Here is a 26,215-nt window from a genome sequence, read left to right on the forward strand (position 1 = left end):
GGATCGGCCGTGCTGCCCGACTTTGCCGGGGCCCTGACATCCGCGCCTGCGCCCAGGGCTCCGGCAAAGTCGCGCCGGGTGGGTCCGCGGGCCGCCGCAACGGTGCCGGACCTCGGCCCGGGACGTAGTGAACGACCCTTTCACCTCGTCCGACGCCATGAACGACTCGTTCATGGCGTCGGGGGACCGTGAGCGCCCGGACCTTTCAGGACACTCAGCCCACGTAGCGGCGGGCCGGGGAGGTGCGCTGGGGTGCCTCCAGGAGGCGGAGGCCGTGCTCGACGTGTGCCGGGACCACGCGCCGCCGGGTGAGCACCCACGGGAGGCCACGCACGACGTCGCCGAGGGCGGCCAGCGTCGCGCGGTCGCGGGGTGCCGAACGCAGGACGTCCCGGCCCCGGCGGAACACAGCGGGCCAGGGGCGGCGGAGCAGCAGCGTCCACAGTGTGTTGCGGATGCCGAGGCGGCGGCGGTGGCGCGGGTCGCGCAGCTTCGACGGCGCGTGGTGGATCACGACGTCCTCGACCCAGCACATCCACCAGCCGCGCGCGGCGAGGTCCAGGGCGAACAGCTCCTCCTCGCCGCCGAGCCACATCCGCGGGGAGAAGCCGCCGACCTCGCGGAACGCGCGGACGCGGACCGCGGTCAGCCCGGCCATGATGCCCAGCAGCGCCGGCCCGGGCAGCCACGACGGGCCCGGCACCGGCGACTCGCGCAGCTCCGGCGTGATCGGGTCCTCGGCCAGACCCGGCTCGACCAGGCACCGGCCGGTCACCGAACCGAGGCCCGGGTGGGCGTCCAGGACGTCCGCGGCGCGGGTGGGCGCGCCCGGCTGCCAGGTCGTGTCGTCGTCGCAGAAGGCGACGTACGGCGTCGTCACCTCCTCGACGGCGACGTTGCGCGCCACCGCGCCGAGGTTCTCCGGGAGCCGGAACAGCCGGACGCCGGGAAACTCCCGCGCGACCATGTCGGCCGTGCCGTCCGCGGATCCGTTGTCCGCGACGAAGATCGGCGCCGCGTCCGGCAGGGACGTCATGTGCCGCAGCGTTTCCCGCAGCTGCGCACGGCGGTTGCAGGTGATGATCACGACCGAGATTCGCGCCATTCGGCGGTCCTTTCCAGTGTCCGGGCCTGCTGTTCGACGTGGGCGGGCAGGACGCGGCGCGACCCCAGCGCCCGCGGCAGCCGGGCCACCGCGCCGAGCACGGCCCGCGGCGCCGTGACGAGCGTCCGCGCGACCTCCCGGCGGCAGACGCGCGGCGGCCGGCGCAGCACGGCGATGAGCAGCCGGTTGCGCAGTTCGGCACGGCGGCGCCACGCCGACGGCGGCCGCGAGCGCGACGGGTGGTGGTGGGCGCGCAGGCGCCCGACGTAGCAGACTTCCCAGCCGTGCGCGGCCAGGTCGTAGGCCAGCAGCTGCTCTTCCGCGCCGAAGTGCAGCAGCGGGCTGAACCCACCGGCTTGCAGGTACGCCCGGCGGCGCACGATCGCCGAGCACGCGAGGAACCCGAGCACCAGCGGCCCGGGCGCGCCGTCGGGATGCCCCAGCGGGCTTCGCTCCATCTCGGGCGTCACCGGGTCGTCCCGGTCCTCGGGGCCGACGAGGGTGCGCGCGGCGAGCAGGCCGGTCCGCGGGTGCTCGTCGAAGATCCGTTCCGCTTCGGACAGCGCGTCCGGCGCCCACCACGAATCGTCGTCGCTGAAGGCCACGTAGGGCGTTTCGGCCACGACGACGCCGAGCGTGCGGGCAGCCGCGCCGAGGTTGCGCGGCAGCCGGATCACACGCACGTTCGCGTAACCACCGGCGACCTCGGCGGTCCCGTCCGCGGAAGCGTTGTCCAGCACGACGACCGGCGGCACCGGGTCCAATGTGGACAACTGACGGAGGGTGCGCGCCAGCTCGGCGGCGCGGTCTCGGGTGGCGATGACGACGGTCGTGCGCGCGCTCACCGCTCCCCCACCAGCGCCTCGACGAAGCCGGCCAGCGACGGCACCGGCGGGTCCACCGCGGCCGAGCGGCACCACGCCAGCCGGGCGTCGAGCAGCGCGCGGTCGCCGGCGTCTTCGGCGGCGAGCACCGGCCAGCCCAGCGCCGCGCCCTGCGCGGTCACCTTCCCGCCGCCGGCCACCGGATCGACGGCCACCACCGGCACGCCCGCCTTCAACCCGAGCACCAGCCCGTGCAACCGGGTGGTCACCACGACGTCCATTGTGGACAGCAGCGAGACGAACTGGTCGGGCGTCGCGCAGCGCTCCCAGTCGTCGTGCGCCAGGCGGGTGTCCAGGGGTACCCGGGCGCAGTCGAGCCCGGCGAGCCAGCCGGTCAACGCGGTGTGGACGGCGTCGTGGCGGCCCGCGCCGCCGTATTCCGGCTGGTGCGGCGCGAGGACCACGCCGAGCACCGGCTTCTTCGCCACGGACGCGGCCAGGGAGAGGTCGGCGGTGCCGCCGTCGTCGCGCGGGAGGACGCGGTGGAAGCCGGTCACCGCCGGGTCGTCCGGGTCGGGCACGGACACGCCGACGGCGGTCCGGCGGCAGGCCGCGTAGCGCTCGTGCAGCGAACGCACCTGCGGCCCGTGCACCGGGCCGCAGGCGAACACCACGTGCGTGTAGTCCGACGGCGGCGCGTCGGGCAGGTGCCGGGCGCCGGGCCGGAACCCGGGGCTCCACGCGACGTCGTGGCCGATGCCCGCGCGCGCCAGCGCGTCGCCGGCCGCGCGCAAGCTGAGGACGTCCCCCGCGGTCGCTTCGCCGTGCAGGAAACTGGCCCATCCGGTGAGCAGAACTCGCATGCTCCGCCGCGTACCCGCTCGTGGTGGCCTTACACGGGTTTGCCGCCGTCGCCGCCGGGTAGCCGCTCCGGCATGACGAATCCGGGAGTGACCAGGCGGTTCGAACGCGCGGTGGTGACCGGGGGTGCCGGCTTCGTCGGCGCGCACCTGTGCGAGCTGCTGCTCGCCGAAGGCCTCGAAGTGATCGCCGTGGACAACCTCGCGACGTCCTCGGCGGACACCCTCGACGGCCTGCGCCGCCACGAGGGGTTCCGGTTCCTGCGCCACGACGTGACCCACCCGATGCCGCTGCCCTGCCGGGCGGACGTCGTCTTCCACCTGGCTTCGGCCGCGTCGCCGCGCGACTACCTCGCACTGCCGATCGAGACGCTGCGCGCGGGCGCGCACGGCACGGAGAACGCCCTCGAACTGGCCCGCCGCGACGACGCCTGGTTCGTGCTCGCGTCCACCAGCGAGGTCTACGGCGATCCGCTGGAGCACCCGCAGCGCGAAGAGTACTGGGGCAACGTCAATCCCATCGGCCCGCGCAGCGTCTACGACGAAGCCAAGCGGTACGCCGAAGCACTGACGTCGGCTTACCGCCGTGAACATGGCGTCGACACCGGTATCGCGCGGATCTTCAACACCTACGGCCCCGGCATGCGCGCCCACGACGGCCGGATGATCCCCGCCTTCGTCGACCAGGCGCTCAAGGGCGAGCCGATCACGGTCACCGGCACGGGCGAGCAGACGCGGTCCATCTGCTACGTCGAAGACACCGCCCGCGGCCTCCTGGAGCTCGCGCGCTCCGGGCACCCCGGGCCGGTCAACATCGGGAACCCGCACGAGCTGACCGTCCGCCAGGTCGCCGAGCGGATCAGGGACATCACCGGGTCCGGCTCGCCCATCGAGGAGATCGACGCGGTCGTCGACGACCCGAAGCGCCGGTGCCCCGACATCTCGCTCGCGCGGGACGTCCTGGGGTGGGAGCCGAAGGTCGACGCCGACGACGGCCTGCGCCGCACCGTGGCGTGGTTCCGCCGGGCGCCGCTGCGCTGAGTAGCGACGCCCAGGGACTTCGTTTATGAGTGACTTCGCCGGGTAGCGCTATAGGCGAGAGCGGACCGGAGAGGGTCCGCACCGGAACGCCAGAGGCAGGTCGATGCGCATCCTCGGGATCAACGCCGTTTTCCACGACCCGGCCGCCGCGCTGGTCGTGGACGGCGAGGTCGTCGCCGCGGCCGAAGAAGAACGCTTCAGCCGCCGCAAGCACGGCAAGCAGGCAGTGCCGTTCTCCACCTGGGAACAGCCCGCCCAAGCCGCCGCGTGGTGCCTCGAGCGGGCGGGACTGTCCGCGAAGGACCTCGACGCGGTCGGCTACTCCTACGACCCCGCGCTGGTCGAGCCGGGCCTGCCCGGGCACGACCCGAGCGGTGAAGAGCTGCGGACCGAATACGCCCAGCGGGCCCCGCTGTTCCTCAAATCCGCCTTGCCCGGTCTCGACCCGGGCATCGTCCGGTTCGTCCGCCACCACGTCGCGCACGCCGCTTCGGCCGCGCTCGCCGCGCCGTTCGGCGACTGCGCCGTGCTCGTCGCCGACGGCCGCGGCGAGAGCACGTCCTACCTGGCGGGCGAATACCGCGACGGGCGGTGCAAAGAGCTGGCGGCGCAACGGCTCCCGCACTCCCTCGGCCTGCTCTACGAAGACCTGACCGAGCACCTCGGCTTCGCCCGCTCCAGCGACGAGTACAAGGTGATGGCGCTGGCCTCCTACGGCAAGCCCGAGTACCTCGACGCGCTGGGCGAGCACGTCCACGTGACCGGCGACGGCGGGTTCCGCGCCCACGGCGTGAACCTGGCGGCGCTGGCCCCGCGCCGGGAACCCGGCGAGGAACTGACCCGGCGGCACGCCGATCTCGCCGCGAGCGTCCAAAAGGTCCTCGAGGACGTCCTGCTGGAGCTGGCGGACTGGCTGCACGAGGCGACCGGCCAGCGCGACCTGGCGCTGGCGGGCGGGATCGCGCTCAACTGCGTCGCCAACACCCGCTTGCACGCCGAAGGCCCGTTCGACCGGATCTGGGTGCAGCCCGCCGCCGGGGACGCGGGCACCGCGCTCGGCGCCGCCCTGCAGCTGGCCGCCGAAGCCGGGGAACGCGGCGCGCCGATGGGCGACGCCGGGCTGGGTCGCGAGTGGACCGACGAAGAGCTCGAAGAAATCCTGATCAAGGCGAAGCTGCCCTACGAACGCCCCGCCGACCTCGCCGAGACCGTCGCCGAAGCGCTGGCGAACGACGAAGTGATCGCGTGGTTCCAGGGCCGCGCCGAGTTCGGCCCGCGGGCGCTCGGGCACCGGTCGCTGCTGGCCCACCCGGGCCGCGAGGCGAACCTGGAACGCCTCAACGACGTCAAGGGGCGCGAGCAGTTCCGCCCGGTGGCGCCGATGGTGCGGGCCGAGCGGGCGGCCGAGATCTTCACCCGGGGCCCGCTCCCGAGCCCGTACATGCTGTTCGTGCACGACGTCGCCGCGGACTGGCGGGACCGCATCCCGGCCGTCACGCACGTCGACGGCACGGCCCGCGTGCAGACCGTCGAAGACCGCGAGAACCCCGTGCTGGCCCGGATGCTGGCGGCGTTCGAGCGGCGGACCGGCCTGCCGGTCGTGATCAACACCAGCCTCAACACCGCGGGCCGGCCGATGGTCGACTCGCCCCGCGACGCGCTCGAGTGCTTCGGCTCGGCGCCCATCGACCTGCTGGCGCTGGGGCCGTTCGTGCTCCGCCGCCCCCGTCCGACCCGACCCGGCGCGGCGTCGCCGGTGCAGAAGGAGGTGCCATGATGGAAGACCATCTCGCCGCTTTGGCCGAGGCCGCCCGGCGGACCCGGGGATCCGCTCCCAAGATAACCGCGTGGGGACGGCAGCTCGCCGCGGTGTTCGAAGCGGGCGGCCGCCTGCTCGCCTGCGGGAACGGGGGCAGCGCCGCCGAAGCCCAGCACCTGACCGGCGAGCTCGTCGGCCGGTTCCGCGACGAGCGGCGGCCGCTGTCGGCCATCGCGCTGCACGCGGACACCTCCGCGACCACGGCCATCGTCAACGACTACGGCGACCACGAGGTCTTCGCCCGCCAGGTGCACGCGCACGGCCGGCCGGGCGACGTGCTGGTCTGCCTGTCCACCAGCGGTACCAGCCAGAACGTCGTCGCCGCCGCGAAGGCCGCGCACGAGCTGGGCGTGACGACCTGGGCGCTGACCGGGCCCGCCCCGAACCCCCTCGCCGCCTTGTGCGACGACGCCGTGACGGTCGAGGCCCCCACCGTCGCGACCGTCCAGGAAATGCACCTGGCACTGGTGCACGGCTTGTGCGCGGCGCTCGACGACGCGCTCGGGGTGACCGCGTGAAGCCCCTGGTCGTCCTCGGCGACACCCTGCTGGACGTCGACGCCGAAGGCACCGCCGAGCGGCTGTGCCCGGAAGCGCCGGTGCCGGTGGTCGACCTGACCGCCCGCCGACGCCGCCCCGGCGGGGCCGGCCTGGCGGCGCTGCTGGCCGCGCGGTCCGCGGCCGAAGTCGTCCTGGTCACGCCGCTCGGCGACGACGAAGGCGGCCACGCGCTGACCGGGCTGCTGGAACCGGACGTCACCGTGCTGCCGCTGCCGCTGCGCGGCACGACGGTGTGCAAGACCCGGGTCCGCGCGGGCGGGCAGTCGTTGCTGCGCCTGGATTCCGGGGACGGCACCGCCACCACCGGGCCGCTGCCCGGCCCGGTCCGCGAGGCGCTCGCCGGGGCGGGGGCGATCCTGGTCGCCGACTACGGGCGCGGTCTGACGCGCAACCCCCACGTCCGGCGGATCCTGCGCGAGTGCGCCGAACGCGTCCCGGTCGTCTGGGACCCGCACCCGCGCGGCGCCCAGCCGGTGCCCGGCACCACCCTCGTCACGCCGAACCTCGCGGAGGCGAGCGCGGTGCTCGCCGGGCACGACGAACCGGCCGAACTCGCCAAGCTGCTGCGCGGGCACTGGCTCGCCGACGCCGTCGCCATCACCACCGGCGCGCGCGGCGCGGTGCTCGCCGACGGCCTCGGTGAGGCGAACGTCCCGATCCCCGCCGAGGCGCGGATCCCGGGCCACACCGCACCCGACACGTGCGGGGCGGGCGACCGGTTCGCCGCCGCGGCCACCGCGGCCCTCCTCGGCGGCGAAGACGTCACCTCGGCCGTCGCGACGGCGGTCGAAGCGGCCGCCCGGTTCGTCGCCGCCGGGGGTGCGACGGCACTGTCCACGAACGACGGTCCGGTCCCCGATCCACAGCCCGCGAGCGACGCTTTCGGCCTCGCGTCGCGGGTGCGGGAGCGCGGCGGCCGCCTGATCGCCACCGGCGGCTGCTTCGACCTGCTGCACCCCGGGCACGTCAGCCTGCTGCGGCAGGCCCGCGCCCTCGGCGACGCACTCGTCGTCTGCCTCAATTCCGACGCGTCGGTGCGCTCCCTCAAGGGTCCCGGCCGTCCGCTGGTGCACGACCGCGACCGGGCCCGGCTGCTGGCCGCGTTGTCCTTTGTGGACGCGGTCGTCGTCTTCGACGAGCCGTCGCCGGTCGCCGTCCTGGAGCGGCTGCGCCCGGACGTGTGGGTCAAGGGCGGCGACTACGCGGCCGCCGACCTGCCCGAGCGCGCGGTCGTGCGGCGGCACGGCGGCGAGGTCGTCCTCGTCCCGACCGTCCCCGGCTACTCGACGTCGCGGCTGGTCGCCGCGGCGGCCAGTGCCTGACCCCGACCCCCGAAGGAGTGCGATGCGACCCCTCGGCAACGTCCTGATCACCGGCGGCGCCTCCGGCCTCGGCGCCGCCACCGTCGACGCCGTCCGCAAGGCCGGCGGCACCCCGTACGTCCTCGACCGCGTCCGCCCCGAGGACCCGGCCGAATTCGCCGAAGCGGACCTGACCGACACCGCCGCGACCGAGGCCGCGGTGCGCGAGCTGGCGGAGCGCGCGGGCGGCCTGGACGGCGTCTTCACCGCCGCCGGCACCGACGCGTGCGGACCGCTCGGCACCGTGTCCACAGTGGACTGGGAGCGGGTGGTGAAGGTGAACCTGCTCGGTACCGCGGCCGTCGTCCGCGCCGCGCTCCCGTACCTGGAACGCTCGCACGGCACGGTCGTCACCGTCGCGTCCACTTTGGGCATCAAGGCGGTGAGCGACGCGACCGCGTACTGCGCTTCGAAGTTCGGCGTCGTCGGCTTCACCCGCGCGCTGGCCGCGGAGCTGGCCGGGCGGGTCGGCGTCACCCTGCTGATCCCCGGCGGGATGTGGACGCACTTCTTCGACGACCGCACCGACCAGTACAAGCCGCCGCCGGACGCCAAGCTCAACCAGCCCGAGAACGTCGCGGGCACCGTCGTCTTCGCGCTGCAGCAGCCGCCCGGCTCGGAAGTCCGCGAACTGGTCGTCTGCGGGTCCGAGGAGGGGTCGTGGCCGTGAGCTCCGCGGTTCTCGTGCTGCGCGCGCTCGGCCTCGGCGACCTGCTGACGGCGGTACCCGCGCTCCGGGCGCTGCGGGCGGCGCACCCGGACGACCGGCTGGTGCTGGCCGCGCCCGAGGGCCTGCGCGACCTCGTCGAGCTGATCGACGCGGTCGACGAACTGCTGCCGACCGCGGGCCTGGGCGACCTCGCCTGGCCGGGACCGCCGCCGAAGCTCGCGGTGAACCTGCACGGCAGCGGCCCGGAGAGCATCCACGACCTGATGGGCGCCGACCCGGCCGAGCTGCTGACCCACCACCACCCCGACTTCCCCGCCGCGCCCGGCCTCGAGTGGCGCGACGACGTGCACGAGGTCGACCGCTGGTGCCGGCTCGTCGAGTACGCGCACGTCCCGGCCGACCGCTCGGCCCTGCGGCTGCCCGCGCCGCCGGGGCCCAGCCCGGCGCCGGACGCCGTCGTCGTGCACCCGGGCGCGGCGTTCCCCGCCCGAAGGTGGCCGCCGGAGCGCTTCGCCGGCTTGGCGCGGTCCCTCGCCGCCGCCGGGCACGACGTCGTGCTGACCGGGAGCGCCGCCGAACGCGATCTGTGCCGTTCGATCGCCGAGCGGGCCGGGCTCGGCGAGGAAGCCGTGCTCGCCGGGCGGACCGGCCTGGCGGAACTGGCCGCGCTGGTCGCCGGCGCCGCGCTCGTCGTCTGCGGGGACACCGGTGTCGGGCACCTCGCGACGGCGTTCGGCACGCCGTCGGTGCTGCTGTTCGGGCCGACCCCGCCCCGGCTGTGGGGACCGCCGCCGTCCGCGCGGCAGCACGTCGTGCTCTGGGCCGGGAACGTCGGCGACCCGCACGGCGAAGAGCCCGACGGCGGCCTGCTCCTGCTCGGCGAGGAACGCGTGCTCGCCGCGGTGCGCTCGGCCCTCGAAGCGCGGGTGGCGCATGGCTGAGCACATCGGGATCGTCGGCGCGGGCTACGTCGGCCTGACCAGCGCCGCGTGCTTCGCGCGGCTCGGGCACCGGGTGACCTGCGTGGACTCCGAGAAGTCCAAAGTGGACGAACTGGGCCGGGGCGTGGTGTCGATCGCGGAGCCGGGACTGGCCGAGCTGGTCGCGCAGGGCCTCGGCGACGGGACGCTGACCTTCACCACCGCTCAGGCCGAGCTCCACGGCGCGGACCTGGTGTTCCTGTGCCTGCCCACGCCGCCCGCCGAAGACGGGCGCCCCGACCTCGGCGTCCTCGAACGGGTCGTCCCGCAGCTCGGGCGGCTGCTGCGGCCCGGCTGCGTGGTGGTCACGAAGTCGACCGTGCCGGTCGGCACGGCGGCGCGCCTGCCCGGCCTGCTGGGCCGGACCGACCTGCCGGTGGCCGCCAACCCCGAGTTCCTCCGCGAAGGCCACGCCGTCGACGACTTCCTGCACCCGGACCGCGTGGTGGTCGGCACCGACCCGCCGGGCGCCGCGGCGGCCGAGCGCGTGGCGCGGCTGTACGAGCCGGCGGGTGCTCCGGTCGTCCTCACCGACACGGCCAGCGCGGAACTGGCGAAGTACGCGAGCAACGCGTTCCTCGCGGTGAAGCTGTCCTACGTGAACGTCCTCGCCGAACTGTGCGAGCGCTCCGGAGCGGACGTGCGCGAGGTCGCGCGCACCATGGGCCTCGACGCGCGGATCGGCCCGGAGTTCCTCGCCCCCGGCCCCGGCTGGGGCGGCTCGTGCCTGCCGAAGGACACCTCCGCGCTGCTGCACGCGGCCGACTCGGCGGGTGTCGACTTCGGCATCCTGCGCGACGCGGTCCGCGTCAACGCCCGCCAGCGCGCCCGGGTGGTCCGCGCCGTCCGCCAGGCGGTGACCGGCTCCCCCGCGGGTTCGCTCGCCGGCGCCCGCGTCGGCCTGCTGGGCCTGGCGTTCAAGGCGGGCACCGGCGACCTGCGGGACTCCCCCGCGCTGGCGGTGGCCGAGGACCTGGCCCGCGCGGGCGCCGAGCTCACCGCGCACGACCCCGCCGTCGGCCGCGTGCCCGGGGCGAGCGCGGTCCAGGTCGTCGACGACCCGTACCTGGTGGCCAAGGACGCCGCCGCGCTGGTCGTGCTCACCGAGTGGCCGGAGTTCCGCGACCTCGACTGGCCGCGGCTGGCCGCGTCGGTGGCGCGGCCGGTCGTCGTGGACACCCGCAACCTGCTCGACCCGGGTGCCCTCGCCGAGGCCGGTTTCACCCACGTCGGTGTCGGAACGCGGCCGCACACTACTCCGTCCGAGTGACGTGGGTGCTCCTGACGAGTGTGGGTGCCGTCACCGGGTAAGCGGGCGGGACCTTCGATCCCGTCAGGGGGCCGCGCCATGCCGAACCGAGTCCTGATCAGCCGCGACAGCAAGCCCATCCCGTGCGAGGAGTGCGGGCTGCCGACCCTGCACGTGGCCCGGCTGGTGTCGGGGGACGGGGCGCTGCTGGGCCAGACGCTGGTGTGCACGGCGTGCCGGCGGCACCGTGCGGAGGCCGACGCCGTCCCGGTGCACTGAGGGTCAGCGGTCTTCCAGCTTCTCCACCAGCAGCCGCGCGGGAAGGATCATCGCGCCGAGCCCCAGCCGGGCCGGCACCCCGTCGTCCTCGGCGGTGACCAGGCGCTGTTCGAGCCGGTGCAGCAGCGCCCGGCAGCCGTCGAGCTCGACGGGCTCCCCGACCGCGGCCACGGACTGCACGGCCCCGGCGAGGCAGTGCATGAGGTCCGCGAGCGCGTCCCGCGCGTCCGGCCACGGGTAGGCGAAGGGGTGTTCCTGCCGCTCCGACGTCGTCCGCACCGCGGCGACGAGCTGCGACAGCGGCGACCAGAGCGCGATGAGCGTCCGCAGCGGGCGTTCGTGCCGCGCCCCGGCCCCCGGGCGGCCCCGGCGCAGGTTGAGCCGCCGCCCTTCCCGCGTCAGCCCGGCAGCGTCTTCGGCGGCCAGGACCTGGCTGCGCACGTCGTTCGTCCGCGAGAGCAGCGAGTCGACGCCGTCGGGTTCGTCGTGGCGGACGAGGTCGGAGGTGGCTTCGAGCAGGTCCGCCAGCGCCGTGGCGAGCCGCCCGGCGGCGGTCACGAGCCGTTCGCCGTAGAGCGGCGGGAAGATCAGGGTGTTGACGGCGACCCCGATCGCGGCGCCCAGCGCGGTTTCGAGCAGGCGGTCGCCGAGCAGCACGGGCTCGGCGGCGGTGCCGTAGGAGACCACGAGCATGCCGGTCACCCCGACCCACACCCCGGACTCCCCGAACCGCCACCAGCTCCCGGCGAGCAACCCGGCGAACACGACGACGGCGAGCGCGACGGCCTGCCACGGGATGAGCTGCCCCGCGAGAGCGGCGAGCAGCACCCCGGTGGCGACTGAGCCGACCTGCTGCACCCAGCCGCGCAGCGAGCGGTAGACGGTCGCCTCCACGAGGAAGACAGCGGCGTAGGGCGCGAGGAAGGGTTGCGGCAGGCGCAGCACGAGGGTGGCGAGCAGCCAGGCCCCGGTGGCGGCGAGGGTGGCTTTGGCGCTTTGGACGAGGATGCGCCGTTCACGCCCGGGGACGCGGAGGGCACGGGCGAACCAGCCGAGCGGGGTGCGGTCCCGGCCGTCGTCGGGGGTGGGACCGCTGGAGCCGAGGGCGACGGTGAGCTGCCGTTTGAAGCGGAGACGGCGGCCGGGGGTTGGTTCGGCTGTCGGGGTGCGGGGCGCCGGTCCGGTGCGGCGCGCCGCCCCGGCACCGCCACTCGTGGTCTCGTCCGGTCCGGCATCGCTTCGCCGGAGCCGCTCGTCTTCCGCCGGGGCGACCCCCGCCGCGGGCTCGCCGTCTCGCTGCTCGGTCATCCCGGCGGCGCCACGTGCACCAGCTTCGTCTGGGTCAGCTCGTCGAGCAGCTCCGGCCCGTACCCGTACCCGTTGCCGCTCCGCCCCCGCGGATGCGCCGCCCCACCGGGCGCGCCGCCGAAGACGTTGTTCACCTTGACCGTCCCCGCCGGCAGCTCGCGCCACGCGCGCTGGGCGTGCGCCATCGACGCGGTCAGCACCGTCGCCGCCAGGCCGTACTCGCCCTTCGCCGCCTCGGCCAAGCCGTGGTCGAAACTCGGCACCACCTGGACCGGCGCGACCGGCCCGAACGTCTCCTCCGTCATCACCCGCAGCTCCGACGCACACCCAGCGAGCACCGTGGCCGGGTAGTGCGCGCCCGGCCCGTCCGGGACCGCTCCCCCGGTCAGCGCCCGGGCGCCGCGCGAAACGGCGTCCGAAACGTGCGAATGGACGTGCTCCCGATGCCGCCGGTCCACCAGCGGCGCCGGCGTCCGCGACTCCGCTTCCTTCACCAAAGCGTCCAGGAACTCCGAAGCGATCGCCTCGTGCACGTAGATCCGTTCCACCGCAACGCAAATCTGCCCCGAGTTGGCGAACGCCCCCAGCGCCGCCTGTCCCGCCGCCCACACCGGGTCGACGTCCGCGTCGATCACGAGCGGGTCGTTGCCGCCGTTCTCCAGCAGCGTCTTCGCGCCGGTCGCGGCCGCGCTCGCGGCGATCGAACGGCCGGTCGCCGTGCTGCCGACGTGGGCCAGGACGTCGACGTCGTCGCGCATCGCCAGGATCGCGCCCACGCCGCCGTCGCCGTGGACGGTCTGCAGGACGCCACCCGGCAGGACGCCGCTAAGCAGCTCGCCGAGCAGCTGCCCGGTGTGCGGCGCGCGCTCGCTCGGCTTGTGCACCACCGTGTTCCCGGTGGCCAGCGCCGCCCCGAGCAGCCCGCACGCGACCGCGACCGGGTCGTTCCACGGCGTCAGCGCGACGACCACCCCGCGTGGCTCCGGCACCATCAGGTCCGTCGCGCCCGGGTCGCCCAGCAGGCTGCGGCCGCGGTGGACCGGGCCCAGCTCGGCGTACTGGTCCAGCGTCCCGGCCCCGGCGAGCACGCCTTCCCGCGCTTCCTCCCGCGGACGCCCGGTTTCCGCTTCGTTCACCTTCGCCAGCTCGTCGGCCTGCGCCCGCAAGCGTTCCGCCGCCGTGTGCAGCAGCGCGCCGCGCTCGGCGGCCGGGGTCCGCGCCCACGCGGCCTTGGTCTCGTTCGCCAGTGCCAGCGCCGCGTCGATCTCGTCTTCGCCCGCGACCGGCACGCTGCCGACCACACTGCCGTCGGCCGGGTTCCGGATCTCGATCATCCGCACCTCCTCCGTGTCCCCGCCCGGTTACCCGCGGCCGCGCGATCGACACGCCGTTTGACCGGGCGCCGGGCGGGTAGCCCGCTGCGGTGACTGTCGACTACACCGTGGTGATCCCCACGACGGGCCGGGAGACGCTTCGGCCGCTGCTCGAAACCCTGCTCGGCGGCGAAGGCCCGCGCCCGGCGGAGATCCTCGTCGTCGACGACCGCCCCGGCGGGTCCGGACTGGACCTGCCCGGCGGCGTCCGCGTGCTCCGCTCCGGCGGGCGCGGTCCCGCCGCGGCCCGCAACCTCGGCTGGCGCACCGCGAAGAGCGAGTGGATCGCCTTCGTCGACGACGACGTCGTGCTCGCCCCCGACTGGCCCCGGCAGCTCGCCGCGGACCTGCAGCCGCTGCCGCCGGACGTCGCCGCCTCGCAAGGGCGGATCACCGTGCCGCTGCCGGCGGACCGCCGTCCCACCGACGACGAGCGCGGCACCGCGGGCCTCGAGCACGCGCGGTGGATCACCGCCGACATGGCCTACCGCCGCGCCGCGCTGGCCGAGGCCGGCGGCTTCGACGAACGCTTCCCGCGCGCCTTCCGCGAAGACTCGGACCTCGCGCTGCGCGTCGCCGAGGGCGGCCACCGGATCGGCCGCGGCGACCGGCTGACCACGCACCCGGCCCGCCGCGCCGGGTTCTTCTACAGCGTGAAATCCCAGCGCGGCAACGCGGACAACGCGCTGATGCGCCGAAAGCACGGCGTGCTGTGGCGCCAGCGGACCGGCGCGGGCTCCGGCCGGCTGGGCTTGCACGCACTGTCCACAGTGGCCGGTCTCGCGGCCATCGCACTGCCTTTGCTGCGACAGCGCGGGAAAGCCGTCCTCGCCGCCGGGCTCTGGACGGGACTGACCGCCGAGTTCGCCGCCCGCCGGATCCTGCCGGGCCCGCGCACGCCCGGCGAGGTCGCGCGCATGGTCGTCACCAGCGCCCTGATCCCGCCCGCCGCCTGCTACCACCGCCTGCGCGGGGAACTCGCCGCGCGGCGCCCCCGCCCGCCGGTCGCGGTGCTGTTCGACCGCGACGACACGCTGATCGTCGACGTCCCCTACCTCGACGACCCGGCGGGGGTGCGCCCGGTCCCCGGCGCCGTCGACCTCGTCCGCAGACTGCGGGAAAACGGTGTCCCGGTGGGGATCGTGAGCAACCAGTCGGGTGTCGCGAAAGGATTGATCACCCCGGACCGGCTCGCGGCGGTGAACGCCCGCGTCGAAGAGCTCTTCGGCCCGTTCGGCACGTGGCAGGTCTGCGTCCACGACGACGGCGACGGCTGCGACTGCCGCAAGCCCCGGCCCGGCATGGTGCTGCGCGCCGCCGGCGAGCTGGGCGTCGACCCGGCGTCCTGCGTGGTCATCGGCGACACCGGCGCCGACGTCGACGCCGCCCTCGCCGCGGGCGCCCGCGCGGTGCTGGTGCCCACCGCCCGCACGCTCGAACCCGAGATCGCCCGTGCCCGCCGGGACGCCGCCGTGGCCCGCGACCTGGCCGAGGCGCTGCGGGTGGCCGGGGTCGCCGGATGACCCGGGTGCTCGTCGCCCGCCAGGACAACCTCGGGGACGTCCTGCTCGCCGGGCCCTGCGTCCGCGCGGTGGCCGCGCACGCGTCGCACGTGACGCTGCTGACCGGCCCGCACGGCCGCGCGGCGGGCGAGCTGCTGCCCGGCGTCGACGAGGTGCTCACCTGGCGGGCGCCGTGGATCGACCCCGAGCCACCACCGGTGACCGCGGCGGACACCGGCGCGTTCGTCGAACTGGCGCGCGCCAAGCGGTTCGACCGGGCGCTGATCCTGACGTCGTTCCACCAGTCGCCGCTGCCGCTCGCGCTGCTGCTGCGGCAGGCGGGCGTGCCGTGGATCGGCGCCATCTCCGAGGACTACCCGGGCAGCCTCCTCGACCTGCGCCACCGCGTCGACGGCGACCCGCCGGAGCCCGAGCGCATGCTGTCGCTGGCCGAAGCGGTGGGCTTTCGGCTGCCGCCGGACGACCACGGCGCCCTGGCGCTGCGGCGCCCGCTGCCGGACACCACCCGCCTGACCGGCGGCGGCCCGTACGTCGTCGTGCACCCGGCCGCGTCGGTGCCCGCCCGGCAGCCGTCCGCCGCGTGGAGCCACCGGCTGGTGCGCACGCTGGTCGCCGACGGCCACCGCGTCCTCGTCACGGGCGCGCCCGCCGAGCGGCACCTGACCCGCGGCGTGGCCGGCACGTCGGCGGTCGACCTCGGCGGGCGGACGACACTGCCGGAACTGGCCGCGGTGCTGTCGGGCGCCCGGGTGGTGGTCGCACCCAACACCGGCCCCGCCCACCTCGCGGCGGCCGCGGGAACGCCAGTGGTGTCGCTGTTCGCGCCGGTGGTGCCCTCGGCGCGGTGGGCGCCCTACGGCGTGCCGACGGTGGTGCTCGGCGACCAGCACGCACCGTGCCGGGACAGCCGGGCGCGGGTCTGCCCCGTGCCCGGCCACCCCTGCCTGGAGACGATCGACCCGGCGGACGTCTGCCGCGCGGTGACGGCACTGCTCCAGCCCGGCGTCGCGACGCCGTCACCGCTGTAGCCGGCCGAAGCACCCGATATCTCAGTAGGCGCGCTGAATGCCTCGTCGAGGTCCGGTCGGCGCCGCGGACATGTCATGAAAGGGTCGTTCATGGCGTCTGGCGAGGTGAACGACCCTTTCATGACGTCGCGGACCGGCCGCACTGGCCCGACTTTGCCGGGCCCTGACCTCCTGGCGTTGGGTGCGGCCGGCGACGCGACGCCGGTCAGATTTCCTTGCTCACCCCGCTCGGCCCGTCGTACGTCCGGTCCGGCAGCCCGCGCACGACGCTCAGCGTGCCCTCGTCCGCGCCGTTCCGCTCGGCCGCGCGCACGAGGTCGTCCCGCTGCGCCGGGTAGTCGACGCCGGCGAGGTACTTCTGGAGCTCGATCGGGTTCGGCTTGCTCACGGGGTTCTCCTTCCGTTCGGGGAACCGCGCGATTACCCCGTCAGTCCCCGGACACACGCTCAGGTCGGCGCCGGTTCCTCGGCCGGCCGCAGGTGGCGGACCGTGGCGTCCGGGTGGCGGGTCAGCGGCTGCAGCGGCAACGCCGGTGTGTCCGCGACCCGTTCCAGGTGGCGCAGCAGGATTCCCTCCCGCAGCGCCCACGGGCAGACCTCGACGCGCGCCACGTCCAAAGCCGACAACGCGACTTCCGCGGCCACCGCGCCGGCCACCACCTGGCGGGCGCGTGAGCGGGAAATGCCGCGCAGGGCCGCCCGCTCGACCGCGGGAATGCCGGCCAGCCGCGGGATCTGCGCGCGCAGGTCCGCGACCGCCAGCTCGCGGGTGACGAACGGCCCCTTGCGCTGGGGCGCGGCGCCGGTGAGGCGGGCCAGCTGCTTGAACGTCTTCGACGTCGCCACCACCCGGCGCGGCGGGCCTTCCCAGCGCAGCCGGTCGAGGACTTCGGACAGCGTGTCGCGGACGTGGCGGCGCAGGGTCTTCAGCTGCTTGCGCGTCGGCGGGTCGGCCGTGAGGTGCTCGCGGGTGAGCCGGCCGGCGCCCAGCGGGAGTGAGACGGCCAGCTCGGGCTCGACGTCGCGGCCGAGGACCAGTTCCATCGAACCGCCGCCGATGTCGGCCAGCAGGAGCCGCCCGGCGGACCAGCCGTACCAGCGGCGCGCGGCGAAGTACGTCAGCCGTGCTTCCTCTTCGCCGGAGAGGAACTGCGGGCGGATCCCGGAACTCGCCTGGATGCGGTCGATGACCTCGTCGCGGTTCACCGCGTCGCGCACGGCCGCGGTGACGAACGGGTACAGGTGGTCGACGCCGAGCCGCACCGCCGCGTCCACGGCCCGGGTCACCGCGGCCGCCACCCGCTCGATGCCCGCTTCGCTCAGCGTGCCGTCCGGCAGCAGCTCTTCGGCGAGGAGCGTCGGTTCCTTCACCGCGTGCGCCGGCAGCGGTGGCGCGCCGGCGGATACGTCCACGACCTGCAGCTGAGCGGAGTTCGACCCGATGTCCAGCACGGCCAGTCTCATCGGCCCGGATTACCCGCGGGGCGGCGCGTTTACTCCCCGGACGACGTGGTAGCCGCCTGGATACGCACCGAAAGGAGACGTCCCGTGCCCACTCCGGCGCCCTTGCCCGCCGAAGCCGCTTCGCCGCGACGCGCCATCGTCACCGGCGCGGACTCCGGGATCGGCCGCGCGGTCGCGGTCGCGCTCGCCGGTGGCGGTCTCGACGTCGGCATCACGTACCACTCGGACGCCGAGGGCGCGGAGAAGACCGCCGCCGAGGCCCGCACCCACGGCGTCGACGCGCACGTGCGGCGGCTCGACCTGACCGAACTGCCCGGTGCCGCCGACGTCGTCGACGAGTTCGCGGACGACCTCGGCGGGATCGACGTCCTCGTCAACTGCTCCGGTACGGGCAGCAGCCAGCGCGCCATGGACCTCGATTACGAGAAGTGGCGCGAGGTCCTCGACGTCGACCTGGACGGGGTGTTCCTCGTTTCGCAGCGCGCCGCGCGGCACATGATCGACGCCGGGCGCGGCGGGCGGATCGTCACCATCACCAGCGTCCACGAGCACGTGCCCCGCGTCGGCGCCGCGCCCTACTGCGCCGCCAAGGCCGGGGCGGGCGCGCTGACCCAGGTCCTCGCGCTGGAACTGGCCGAGCACGGTATCACCGTGAATTCGGTGGCCCCCGGCGAGATCTCGACGCCGATGACCGGGCAGGCCGACGCCGACCCGCGGGAGCAGGACCGGCCCGGCATCCCGCTCGGGCGCACCGGGCACGCCGCCGAAGTGGCCGCGGCGGTCGCGTTCCTGGCCACCCCGGCGGCCGGGTACATCACCGGCTCCTCGCTGGTCGTCGACGGCGGCCTGCTGCTGATGGGCGCCCAGCACGGCACCGCGTACCGCGAGCACGACTGGCGCACCCCCTGAGACCAGGGGCCCGCGCCCTGGCTGCAGGGACCGGCGCGGGTCCCGGCCGCGGGCCGGACGGCGGCTTCCTCAGCCCGCCGTCCGGCCCGTTCCACTCCTCCGTTTCCCGCCCCTTCCGCCGGGTATCCGAGCGCGGAGGGAAGGAGAGCACCATGTCGTCCGCCGAAACCCGCTCCCGGGCGGGAGCGTCCTGGCTTCGCCCGGTCGTGGCCGTGATCGGACTGCTCTACCTGGTGCTCGGCGTCGCGGGGTTCTTCACCCCCGAGACGGCGGACGTCGGGCACGAAACGACGCGCACGGTGTGGATCTTCAGCGTGACCCCGCTGCTCAACCTGGTCCACACGGTCGTCGGCGCGCTCGGGCTGCTCGCCGCGACCCGGCGCGCCGGCGCGCTCATCTACTGCTGGGTCCTGTTCGTGGGCTTCGCCGGCATGACCGCGTACGGCGTCCTGGCCACCGCGTTCAGCACCCCCGAGGACCCGATCAACCTGAACTGGGCGGGCAACGTGCTGCACGGGCTCACCGCGCTCGCCGCGCTGGTGCTCGGCATCTTCGCCGCCCGCGCCGGCAACCGCAAGCACACCGCGTGAAGGAGGTTCCCATGCACCGCGAAAGCGATCAGCATTCGCCGCGCGAGGACGACGAGCTGAAGGCGGAGCTGCGCGGCACGCTGCAGGGCAACGGGCCGGCTCACGCCGAGGAGTGGCGCGACCCCGAAAGCGCCCCCGACGACGACACCGACGTCCCGCCGATCGGTGGCGGCGCATGACCACCGGCGCGATGACGACGGCGGGTTCGCCCGCCGTCGTCGTGCACCACCGGCTCCACGCGGACTTCGCCGTCCCGGTCCCCTGGCTGCGCCGCCTGCTGGGATCGCGCAGCGGCCTGGAACTGGACACCGGCGGCCTGCGCGTCCGCTTCGGGCCGTGGCTGGTCGAGACGCCGCTGGCCAACCTGGCCGGCGCCGAGGCGACCGGCCCGTTCAGCCCGCTGCGCGCGCTCGGCGTCCGGCTGTCACTGGCCGACCACGGCCTGACGTTCGGCACGACCACCCGCGGCGGCGTGTGCCTGCGCTTCCGGGAACCGGTGCCCGGCATCGACCCGTGGGGCAAGCTCCGCCACCCCGGCCTCACGGTGACGGTCGCCGAACCCGAGCTGGTCGCCGCGACGATCACCCGGATCGTCTCGTGACCCGGCTCCTCGCCGTCGCGGTCGACTGCCGTCAGCCCGACCTGCTCGCCGAGTTCTGGGCGAAGGCCGTCGGGCACGGCGAAATCCGGACGTGGACCGACTCGCACGGCCTGACCTACCGCCAGCTGGACTTCGGCGACGGGCCGGCGCTGCTCTTCCAGCGGGTACCGGAGGAGAAGTCCGGCAAGAACCGGCTGCACCTCGACCTGGCACCGGAGGAACTGGACCAGCGCGCGGAGGTGGAACGCCTGGTGCTGCTGGGGGCGAAGGTCCTCGACGACCCGCCCGACGACCCGTGGATCGTGCTGGCGGACCCGGAGGGCAACGAGTTCTGCGTCCTGCCGCCCCGCTGACTCAGGCCTGGCCGACCGGGTCGGCGGCGTAGGCGGCCAGCCGCTCGTCGAAACCGTCCGGGGCACCCGGGGTCCGGAAGCCCGGCGGGTCGGGCCGGCCCGGGTAGCCCTCGCCGTAGAGCTCCTTCACGAACGCCACGACCTGGTCCGGGGACGGCAGGACGTCCTCACCCAGGTAGGCGAGCGCGATGACCTCGTCGCCCGTGGCCGATTCGACCGCCGCCGACCAGCCGTCGCGCTCGTCCCACAGCAGCGCCGCCTCGTGGTCCGGGAAGCGGTCGAGCCGCCGGTCGAGGGCCAGGTAGCCGCCGGCGGGCACGGCGACCTCGCAGAACCAGGCCGGCACGTCCAGCTTGGCCGCGACGGCCAGCAGGTACTGCCGCAGCCCGCGCGCCGCCGCGCCGAGCTCGTCCCGTTCGATCATCGCGTCCTGCCCATCCGATTGGAGCCCCTGCCGGGTGATACCCCATCACCCACTCGGTCAATCCGACCTACCCCGGAGGGAGCAGTGCGTCACCGTTTGAGCAGGTCAAGCACGTCTTCGTCCCCGATCTGATGGAAATCCGCATACCACTGCCCGACCGCGCGAAAGCCTGGCGGTTCGGCGACGCAGACGACGTCGTCGGCTTCGCCGAGCAGCCGCGAAGCCGCGCCGGGGGCGGCCACCGGGGCAGCGAAGACCACCGTCCGGGGCCGCGCCGCGCGGAGTTCGCGCAGTGCCGCGGTCGCCGTGACGCCGGTCGCCAGCCCGTCGTCGACGAGGACGACGTCCCGGCCGGCCACGCGGACCGGCGGCCGGCCCGCGCGGTAGCGCTCGAGCCGCCGTCGCGCTTCGGCCCGCTCCCGGTCCTCGGTCCGCGCGAGCCGGGCGGTGGTCAGGTTCAGCGAGCGCAGGATGGCTTCGTCGTAGTGGGCGGGGCCGTCCGGCGTCACCGCGCCGACGCCGTATTCGCGCCGCCCCGGCGCGCCGATCTTGCGCGCCACCACGACGTCCAGTTCCGCGCCGAGCAGGCGGGCGACCACGGCGGCCACCGGGACGCCGCCGCGGGCGAGCCCCAGCACGAGCGGGTCCGCCCAGCTCCGGCGGCGCAGCTCGGCCGCCAGCCGCCGCCCGCCGTCGTCGCGGTCGGCGAACACCCGGTCGGTCATGCGCGTTTCACACCCCGCTCGGGTAAGTCTGCGCTTCGTCACCTTCCTCCGGCTCCCACTGGTGCAACGGCGTGCTCGCGGTCGTCTCGTCGCAGTGCACGAACGCGTCGTACCGGGCCGACGGCACGGTCGGGACGTACCCGCCGCCGCGGTGGACGACGCCGATCGCCCGGTGCTCGCGCAGTTCCTCCGCCCACGCCGTGGCTGCACCGAAGACGTGCAGGCTCTGCTCCCCCGGCACGGCGTCGTGCAGGAGGCCTTCGAGACTGCCCGGGCGGGCCGGCTCGACCGGCATCCGGCGCATCGCCCCGCCCCAGCGGTCGGCCGCGAGCACCGAACCGCGGAAGGTGCCGAAGCCGACCGCGACCACGCCGTCGGCCGCGTGCCGTTCCCGGACCAGCTGGCCGAGGTTGAGCAGCCCGGCCGCGGCCATGTCGGTGGCCCGCGCGTCGCCGACGTGCGTGTTGTGCGCCCACACCACGGCTTTCGAGTGCGGGCCGTAGGCACGCAGCAGCCGGTCGAGGGTGTCGCTCATGTGGGTGTCGCGCGTGTTCCAGGACCGCGCGCCGCCCCCGACCATTTCCCGGTAGTAGCGTTCCGCGCCCGCGACGACTTCCGCGTTCTGCTCGGCGACGAACGCCGGATCGAGCCCCGGCACGCTGTCGGCGGGCGCGGCGGACCGCAGCGCGGTCAGCAGCCGCACGACTTCCTCGCGGCAGTTCTCCGGCACCAGCGCGGCGGAAACCCCGTAGTCGCGCGGATCTTCGCCGTACGGTTCAAAGCAGTGGAAAGCCTGCAGCGCCGCCCCGACGTGCTCCGGCGCGTGGGCGCGGACGTAGCCGAGCACGCTGCGCAGCGATTCCCCGAGGCTGTAGACGTCGAGGCCGTGGAACCCGCACGGCGGCCCGTCGCCGGTGGCGTTGAAGGACCGCAGCCAGGCCGCGAACTCGGCCACTTCTTCGTTGGCCCACAACCAGGTCGGCCAGCGCCGGAAGCCCCAGAGCACCTGCCCCGGGTCGTTGGGCGCGCCCGGCGCCCCGGCGGCGCAGCAGTGCACCCGGTGGCACTCCGGCCAGTCCCCCTCGACGGCGACGAACGAGAAGTCCCGTTCGGCGAGCAGCCGCCGGGTGAGTTCGGCGCGCCAGCGGTAGAACTCGGCGGTGCCGTGGGTCGCTTCGCCGAGCAGGACGATCCGGGCGTGGCCGATCCGTCGGACCAGCGGGTCGAGGTCCTGCGGGCTGCGCAGCGGCGCGGCCGACTCGCGGATCGCCGTCACTTCGTCGAGCACGGTTGCGGACATGCTTCGCGGATTCCCGGTGCGGGGGCGGGCGAAACGCTCAGGGGCGCCAGTCGTCGCGCCAGTCGGGATGCGCTTCGTACACCGACGCGATCAGCTTCACCGACGTGTCGTCGTGCGCGTCGCGGATCTCGCGGCGCAGGAACTCGGCCTTCTCCGCGAACGGCACCGGGTGCCGGTCTTCCATCGCTTCGACCGGGCCGCCGGCGAGCAGCAGGCCGTCGCCGTCGTCGGCGTGCATGATCCGCAGCCTGCCCCGGCGCTCGGCCTCGTCGAGCAGGGGCAGCTCGCCTGCCCGGACGCGTTCTTCGTCCTCCGCGAGCCGGGCGAGCACGAACTCGTCGAGCCTCGCGGTCGGGGTGTCGTCGAGGTGAGTCATGGCGGCCGGGTACCCGTCCGGCCGCGACCGCACACCCGCCTCACGTGTTCACGCGCGCCACCCGCCGGGCCACGGCGAACCCGGTGCCGAGCAGGACGGCTCCGCCGGCGACCCAGGGCCACCACGGCATCGGCGCGTCACCGGCCGGGCCCGCCGTCATCGCGGCGACCGGTGCCGCCGTCGCCGGCCCCGCGACCGTCAGCCGGAACGGGATCGCGCCGGACACCGGGTGGCCGTCCGCCGAGGTGACGCGGTAGCGGATCGTGTAGCCGCCCGCCGGGCCGAGTGGCCGCAGCGGCGCGGAAACCCGGCCGTCCACAACGGACACCGGGCCGCCTTCCCAGTGCGACGCGCCGTCGGGTCCGAGCACGGCCAGCTCGGTGAACCGGTTCTCCACGGGCTCGTTGAACTCGAGCACCACTTCGGCGGGCGGCGCGGTGATCGCCGCGTCCTTCGCCGGCGAACTGGAGAGCAGCACGCTGTGCGCGTCCGCGGCGGGCGCGCACAGCAGGAGCGCGCTGCCGGCCGCCGCCAGCGCGGCGGCGGCGCGGACGGGAAAAGACCAGCGGAAAGTCATGATTTCCTCGCGTTCTCGGGATTCGCGGAACAGGCGGGCGTCACGGAACGGTAGTGATCTCGTCCGGTCGCGCAACGGCGAACCGTGAAACGACTGCGTTAAGCAATTCTCACCGCCGTCTCCGGTGAACCGGACAAACCGGACGGTTGCTCCACTGGTTCGCCACCCGCGTCACCCGGTCGGCGTAGCAACCGGGGCGTTCGGCGCAGCTTCTCACCGGGCCGAGCCGCCGGCCGGCCGACCAACTTTACCTGTCCTTCATGTGAAGAACACTCCCGGAAACCGGACTGCTGGTTTTCTGCTCCCCACATTCCCGTGTTCCCCGGCCGCTCCGGCATTCCGGCGCATTCCATTCCGGGCGAACGGATTCCTGCTCTCGGGAGGACTGAACGTGCGAGGTCCCGCACTGCGCCGCGACCACGTCATCGCCGCGAGCCTGGCCGGCGCGGTCGTGGTCGTCGTCGGCTACGCGTCCGGCATCGGCCTGCGCCCCGGCGGCGCGGCCGACGCGGCCACCCCACCCGTGGTCGCCGACGGCGGGCACCCGCCCACAGCGGAAACCCCGGGCGCCGCACCGCTGCCCTCGGCGCTGCCGCCGTCGGACGTCCCGGTGTCCCCGCTCCCCGCGGTCCCGGCCGGCGACCAGCCGGCGATGCCGATGCCGACCCCGCCCGGCGACGTCGTGGTGACCCCGCCGCTCGACCCCGGCACCCCGGAACCGGCCCCGCAGCCGACCCCGGAACCGCCGCCGGGGACGACGCCGCCCCCGCCGGGCACGGACGTCCCCGCGTGCCAACCCGGTGCGGTGCAACAGGTCCTGGACACCGTCGGCGGCCTGCCGGTGCTGGGCGCCCTCACCACCGGCCTCGGCGTCACCGGCCCGGACGGCGCCGGCGCGCTCGTCCTCGGCTACTGCCGGACCCCCGACGGCGGTCTCGAACCGGCCATGGTGCCCGCCGGCGCGGTCGGCATCCCGGCCTCGACCGTCCCGAGTGGACGGTGAGCGTGGATCCCGTCAAGGCGTGGTACGTGCTCGCCCGCACCACCGACTACGCCGGCCTGACGCTGTTCGCCGGCGGCCTGCTGTTCCTCGCCGTGCTCTGGCCGGACGGCGCCGGCCACCGCGGCGCCCGCTCGGTGCTGGTGACGGGCTGGCTGCTCGGCCTGCTCGGCACCCTCGCCGGGCTCGGCCTGCAGGCCGCGTGGGCGGCGCAGCGCCCGGCCGCCGACTTCCTGGCCCCGGACCTGCTCGGCCAGGCCCTCGGCAGCCAGTTCGGCCGGATCTGGTTCGCCAGGGCCCTGCTGTGGCTGCTCGGCGGCGTCGTGCTGGCCTGGCTGCTGCAGCGCGGCCGCGACGCGGCGACGGCATTGCCCTGGCGCGTCGGGGCCGGCGCGATCGTGCTCGGGCTGCTGCGCACGACCGGCCTCACCGGCCACGCGGCCGAGAGCACCCGGCCGTGGCTGTCGCAGGTCGCGGATTTCGCCCACCTCGCGGGCGCTTCCGCGTGGATCGGCGGCCTGGCCGTGCTGCTGTTCGGCGTCCTCGCCCGCCGCAACCCCGAAGAGCTCGCCACGGTGATCCCCCGCTATTCGAAACTGGCGATGATCTCCGTCGCCGTGGTGGTCGCCGCGGGGGTGGTGCTCGCGTGGCAGACCGTCGGCAGCCCGGCCCGGGTGTTCGGCACCGCCTACGGGCAGACCCTGCTGATCAAGCTCGGCGTGCTCGCGGTCGTGCTCCTCGCCGCGCAGGCCAGCCGCAGCTGGGTCGGCCGCCGCCTCGACTTCGCCGTCGTCCTGCGCGGGGACGCGGCCACCGTCCGCCCGTTCGTCCACTCCGTCGCCGCCGAAACCACGCTCGTAGTCGTGGTTCTCCTCGCGGCGAGCTTCCTCGTCACGGCCAGCCCCGGCCGCTGATCGCACACCCCGCGAAAGGAGTCCTCAATGGACAACCCCCACGTCTCCCCCGGGCAACCGGAGGAGGTGCGGCGCCGACGGCACTGGCCGGTCGCCGTGGCGATCCTCGCACTGGCGGCCGCCTTGTTCAGCATCGCCACGCTCCGCGGTGGCACCAGTGAGCAGGCGGCGCCGGCGCAAGCCACGAACGTCGACCTCGCGGCGCTGGCGAAGCAGAGCCCTCTGGCCGTGCCGCTGTACCAGGGCCTGGCCCAGGAACAGGCCGCACCGGCCGCCACGGGCTCGACGAAATCCGTCGAAGCGATGGGGTACAAGTTCTCCCCGGCGAGCCTGACCATCGCCGTCGGCGACACGGTGACGTGGACCAACCACGACACCGCCCCGCACAACGTCGTCGTCACCGACGGGCCGGAGAAGTTCACCTCGCCGACGCTGCAGACCGGGCAGACGTTCAGCCACACCTTCACCAAGGCCGGGACCTACTCCTACTACTGCTCGATCCACCCGGACATGAAGGCGACCGTCACCGTGACCGGCTCTGCGCCGACCAGCGCCCCGCCGACCTCGGCCCCGACGTCCGCCCCGACCTCGGCGCCGAGCCACTCGATGCCGGTGCCGTCCACCCCGGCCGGCGGCTCCTGCGTGCCGAAGGCGGTCCTGCAGCCGATCCTCGACCACGTCAAGAGCGCGCACCTGGAGACCTCCCCGGGTCAGCAGGTGCAGGACATCCTCAACCTGGACCAGTACATCAAGACGCACACGGTGTGGCTGGAGACCGTGCTGGCCCCGGCGTTCGACGGGTCGGGCGGCCAGGTCCTCACCGACACGCTCGCCCCGATCGTCGCGCACATCAAGAGCGCGCACCTGGAGACGTCGCTGGGCCAGCAGGTGACCGACCTGCTGAACCTCGACCAGTACGTCAAGACGCACACGGTGTGGCTCGAAACCGTGCTCACGCCGCTGCTGAACCAGGCGAGCTGCTGACCGCGGCGGGTGGCCCGG

At 74.8% G+C, this 26,215-nt stretch carries 30 protein-coding genes; 18 read left to right on the forward strand and 12 right to left on the reverse strand.

The window, feature by feature from the left end; all coding sequences use genetic code 11:
* Window positions 1-214: 214 nt before the first annotated feature.
* Genes EIY87_RS10725 through EIY87_RS10735 form a run of 3 tightly spaced genes read right to left on the reverse strand, consistent with a single transcriptional unit; the run spans window position 215 to window position 2,792 of the window.
* Window positions 215-1,105, reverse strand: coding sequence for a glycosyltransferase family 2 protein (locus tag EIY87_RS10725; RefSeq protein WP_125307544.1), 891 nt, complete (start codon window positions 1,103-1,105; stop codon window positions 215-217).
* Window positions 1,084-1,950, reverse strand: a complete 867-nt coding sequence (locus tag EIY87_RS10730; RefSeq protein WP_125307545.1) for a glycosyltransferase family 2 protein — start codon at window positions 1,948-1,950, stop codon at window positions 1,084-1,086. The genes EIY87_RS10725 and EIY87_RS10730 overlap by 22 nt, the downstream gene beginning before the upstream one ends.
* Window positions 1,947-2,792 (reverse strand): polysaccharide pyruvyl transferase family protein, encoded by an 846-nt coding sequence (locus tag EIY87_RS10735; RefSeq protein ID WP_125307546.1) that lies wholly within the window; start codon window positions 2,790-2,792, stop codon window positions 1,947-1,949. The genes EIY87_RS10730 and EIY87_RS10735 overlap by 4 nt, the downstream gene beginning before the upstream one ends.
* 72 nt (window positions 2,793-2,864) lie before the next feature.
* Between EIY87_RS10735 and EIY87_RS10740 the strand changes: the two genes are divergently transcribed.
* The 8 genes from EIY87_RS10740 (at window position 2,865) to EIY87_RS10775 (ending at window position 10,748) form a co-directional block, all read left to right on the forward strand.
* Window positions 2,865-3,830 carry a UDP-glucuronic acid decarboxylase family protein gene (locus EIY87_RS10740; protein WP_191984043.1) on the forward strand — a complete coding sequence of 322 codons (966 nt, stop codon included), beginning with the start codon at window positions 2,865-2,867 and terminating at the stop codon, window positions 3,828-3,830.
* A gap of 103 nt (window positions 3,831-3,933) precedes the next feature.
* Window positions 3,934-5,607, forward strand: coding sequence for a carbamoyltransferase family protein (locus tag EIY87_RS10745; protein WP_125307547.1), 1,674 nt, complete (start codon window positions 3,934-3,936; stop codon window positions 5,605-5,607).
* Window positions 5,604-6,167: a D-sedoheptulose-7-phosphate isomerase gene (locus EIY87_RS10750; protein WP_191984044.1), complete on the forward strand. Its 564-nt coding sequence runs from the start codon at window positions 5,604-5,606 to the stop codon at window positions 6,165-6,167. Before EIY87_RS10745 ends, EIY87_RS10750 begins: the two co-directional genes overlap by 4 nt.
* A complete protein-coding gene (locus tag EIY87_RS10755) occupies window positions 6,164-7,531 on the forward strand; it encodes a PfkB family carbohydrate kinase (protein ID WP_125307548.1) in 1,368 nt (455 codons plus the stop codon). The genes EIY87_RS10750 and EIY87_RS10755 overlap by 4 nt, the downstream gene beginning before the upstream one ends.
* A 22-nt stretch (window positions 7,532-7,553) precedes the next feature.
* The gene (locus EIY87_RS10760) at window positions 7,554-8,240 is read left to right on the forward strand and encodes an SDR family oxidoreductase (RefSeq protein WP_125307549.1); all 687 of its coding nucleotides are present in this window, start codon (window positions 7,554-7,556) and stop codon (window positions 8,238-8,240) included.
* Entirely contained in the window at window positions 8,231-9,181 is a 951-nt protein-coding gene (locus tag EIY87_RS10765; RefSeq protein WP_125307550.1) for a glycosyltransferase family 9 protein, read from the forward strand. The genes EIY87_RS10760 and EIY87_RS10765 overlap by 10 nt, the downstream gene beginning before the upstream one ends.
* Complete coding sequence (locus EIY87_RS10770) at window positions 9,174-10,490, forward strand: UDP-glucose dehydrogenase family protein (protein WP_125307551.1); 1,317 nt, start codon at window positions 9,174-9,176, stop codon at window positions 10,488-10,490. The genes EIY87_RS10765 and EIY87_RS10770 overlap by 8 nt, the downstream gene beginning before the upstream one ends.
* A gap of 78 nt (window positions 10,491-10,568) precedes the next feature.
* The gene (locus EIY87_RS10775) at window positions 10,569-10,748 is read left to right on the forward strand and encodes a hypothetical protein (protein WP_125307552.1); all 180 of its coding nucleotides are present in this window, start codon (window positions 10,569-10,571) and stop codon (window positions 10,746-10,748) included.
* A gap of 3 nt (window positions 10,749-10,751) precedes the next feature.
* Here EIY87_RS10775 and EIY87_RS10780 read toward each other — a convergent pair whose 3' ends face one another.
* Together EIY87_RS10780 and EIY87_RS10785 are read right to left on the reverse strand one after the other, a co-directional pair.
* Window positions 10,752-12,056: an FUSC family protein gene (locus tag EIY87_RS10780; RefSeq protein WP_225439817.1), complete on the reverse strand. Its 1,305-nt coding sequence runs from the start codon at window positions 12,054-12,056 to the stop codon at window positions 10,752-10,754.
* Window positions 12,053-13,390: an aldehyde dehydrogenase family protein gene (locus tag EIY87_RS10785; RefSeq protein WP_125307553.1), complete on the reverse strand. Its 1,338-nt coding sequence runs from the start codon at window positions 13,388-13,390 to the stop codon at window positions 12,053-12,055. The genes EIY87_RS10780 and EIY87_RS10785 overlap by 4 nt, the downstream gene beginning before the upstream one ends.
* Window positions 13,391-13,479: 89 nt before the next feature.
* On the opposite strand from EIY87_RS10785, the gene EIY87_RS10790 reads away from it, so the two are divergent.
* Together EIY87_RS10790 and EIY87_RS10795 are read left to right on the forward strand one after the other, a co-directional pair.
* Window positions 13,480-14,952 (forward strand): HAD-IIIA family hydrolase, encoded by a 1,473-nt coding sequence (locus tag EIY87_RS10790; RefSeq protein ID WP_125307554.1) that lies wholly within the window; start codon window positions 13,480-13,482, stop codon window positions 14,950-14,952.
* The gene (locus EIY87_RS10795) at window positions 14,949-15,980 is read left to right on the forward strand and encodes a glycosyltransferase family 9 protein (RefSeq protein WP_125307555.1); all 1,032 of its coding nucleotides are present in this window, start codon (window positions 14,949-14,951) and stop codon (window positions 15,978-15,980) included. Before EIY87_RS10790 ends, EIY87_RS10795 begins: the two co-directional genes overlap by 4 nt.
* Before the next feature lie 205 nt (window positions 15,981-16,185).
* On the opposite strand, the gene EIY87_RS10800 is transcribed toward EIY87_RS10795, so the two are convergent.
* On the reverse strand, window positions 16,186-16,368 hold the full coding sequence (locus tag EIY87_RS10800; RefSeq protein ID WP_125307556.1) for a DUF2795 domain-containing protein: 183 nt from the start codon (window positions 16,366-16,368) through the stop codon (window positions 16,186-16,188).
* 59 nt (window positions 16,369-16,427) lie between these two features.
* Window positions 16,428-17,444 (reverse strand): Ppx/GppA phosphatase family protein, encoded by a 1,017-nt coding sequence (locus EIY87_RS10805; RefSeq protein WP_125307557.1) that lies wholly within the window; start codon window positions 17,442-17,444, stop codon window positions 16,428-16,430.
* 84 nt (window positions 17,445-17,528) lie between these two features.
* On the opposite strand from EIY87_RS10805, the gene EIY87_RS10810 reads away from it, so the two are divergent.
* From EIY87_RS10810 to EIY87_RS10825, 5 genes are all read left to right on the forward strand, one after another.
* Window positions 17,529-18,353 (forward strand): SDR family oxidoreductase, encoded by an 825-nt coding sequence (locus EIY87_RS10810; RefSeq protein WP_125307558.1) that lies wholly within the window; start codon window positions 17,529-17,531, stop codon window positions 18,351-18,353.
* A 152-nt stretch (window positions 18,354-18,505) separates the two neighbouring features.
* Window positions 18,506-18,943 (forward strand): DUF4383 domain-containing protein, encoded by a 438-nt coding sequence (locus EIY87_RS10815; protein ID WP_125307559.1) that lies wholly within the window; start codon window positions 18,506-18,508, stop codon window positions 18,941-18,943.
* Between the two features lie 11 nt (window positions 18,944-18,954).
* A complete protein-coding gene (locus EIY87_RS48025) occupies window positions 18,955-19,122 on the forward strand; it encodes a hypothetical protein (protein WP_191984045.1) in 168 nt (55 codons plus the stop codon).
* Complete coding sequence (locus tag EIY87_RS10820; RefSeq protein WP_191984046.1) at window positions 19,119-19,544, forward strand: hypothetical protein; 426 nt, start codon at window positions 19,119-19,121, stop codon at window positions 19,542-19,544. The genes EIY87_RS48025 and EIY87_RS10820 overlap by 4 nt, the downstream gene beginning before the upstream one ends.
* Window positions 19,541-19,897 carry a VOC family protein gene (locus EIY87_RS10825; RefSeq protein ID WP_125307560.1) on the forward strand — a complete coding sequence of 119 codons (357 nt, stop codon included), beginning with the start codon at window positions 19,541-19,543 and terminating at the stop codon, window positions 19,895-19,897. Before EIY87_RS10820 ends, EIY87_RS10825 begins: the two co-directional genes overlap by 4 nt.
* 1 nt (window position 19,898) lies before the next feature.
* Here EIY87_RS10825 and EIY87_RS10830 read toward each other — a convergent pair whose 3' ends face one another.
* The 5 genes from EIY87_RS10830 to EIY87_RS10850 all read right to left on the reverse strand — a co-directional run bounded on the left by EIY87_RS10830 (window position 19,899) and on the right by EIY87_RS10850 (window position 23,299).
* Window positions 19,899-20,321: a DUF6292 family protein gene (locus tag EIY87_RS10830; RefSeq protein ID WP_125307561.1), complete on the reverse strand. Its 423-nt coding sequence runs from the start codon at window positions 20,319-20,321 to the stop codon at window positions 19,899-19,901.
* 89 nt (window positions 20,322-20,410) lie between these two features.
* Window positions 20,411-21,046 (reverse strand): phosphoribosyltransferase, encoded by a 636-nt coding sequence (locus tag EIY87_RS10835; protein ID WP_125307562.1) that lies wholly within the window; start codon window positions 21,044-21,046, stop codon window positions 20,411-20,413.
* 7 nt (window positions 21,047-21,053) lie between these two features.
* Window positions 21,054-22,346, reverse strand: a complete 1,293-nt coding sequence (locus EIY87_RS10840; RefSeq protein ID WP_125307563.1) for an erythromycin esterase family protein — start codon at window positions 22,344-22,346, stop codon at window positions 21,054-21,056.
* A gap of 37 nt (window positions 22,347-22,383) precedes the next feature.
* Window positions 22,384-22,722 (reverse strand): hypothetical protein, encoded by a 339-nt coding sequence (locus tag EIY87_RS10845; protein WP_125307564.1) that lies wholly within the window; start codon window positions 22,720-22,722, stop codon window positions 22,384-22,386.
* 40 nt (window positions 22,723-22,762) lie between these two features.
* A complete protein-coding gene (locus EIY87_RS10850; RefSeq protein WP_125307565.1) occupies window positions 22,763-23,299 on the reverse strand; it encodes a copper resistance CopC family protein in 537 nt (178 codons plus the stop codon).
* Window positions 23,300-23,690: 391 nt separating this feature from the next.
* Here EIY87_RS10850 and EIY87_RS10855 point away from each other — a divergent pair, with 391 nt between their 5' ends.
* Genes EIY87_RS10855 through EIY87_RS10865 form a run of 3 tightly spaced genes read left to right on the forward strand, consistent with a single transcriptional unit; the run spans window position 23,691 to window position 26,197 of the window.
* Entirely contained in the window at window positions 23,691-24,302 is a 612-nt protein-coding gene (locus EIY87_RS10855) for a hypothetical protein (protein ID WP_125307566.1), read from the forward strand.
* A 2-nt stretch (window positions 24,303-24,304) separates the two neighbouring features.
* Window positions 24,305-25,213, forward strand: a complete 909-nt coding sequence (locus EIY87_RS10860; RefSeq protein ID WP_125307567.1) for a copper resistance D family protein — start codon at window positions 24,305-24,307, stop codon at window positions 25,211-25,213.
* 27 nt (window positions 25,214-25,240) lie between these two features.
* Window positions 25,241-26,197, forward strand: coding sequence for a cupredoxin domain-containing protein (locus EIY87_RS10865; RefSeq protein WP_125307568.1), 957 nt, complete (start codon window positions 25,241-25,243; stop codon window positions 26,195-26,197).
* The last annotated feature ends 18 nt before the right edge of the window (window positions 26,198-26,215 follow it).

This window comes from Amycolatopsis eburnea, assembly GCF_003937945.1.
Lineage (GTDB): Bacteria > Actinomycetota > Actinomycetes > Mycobacteriales > Pseudonocardiaceae > Amycolatopsis > Amycolatopsis eburnea.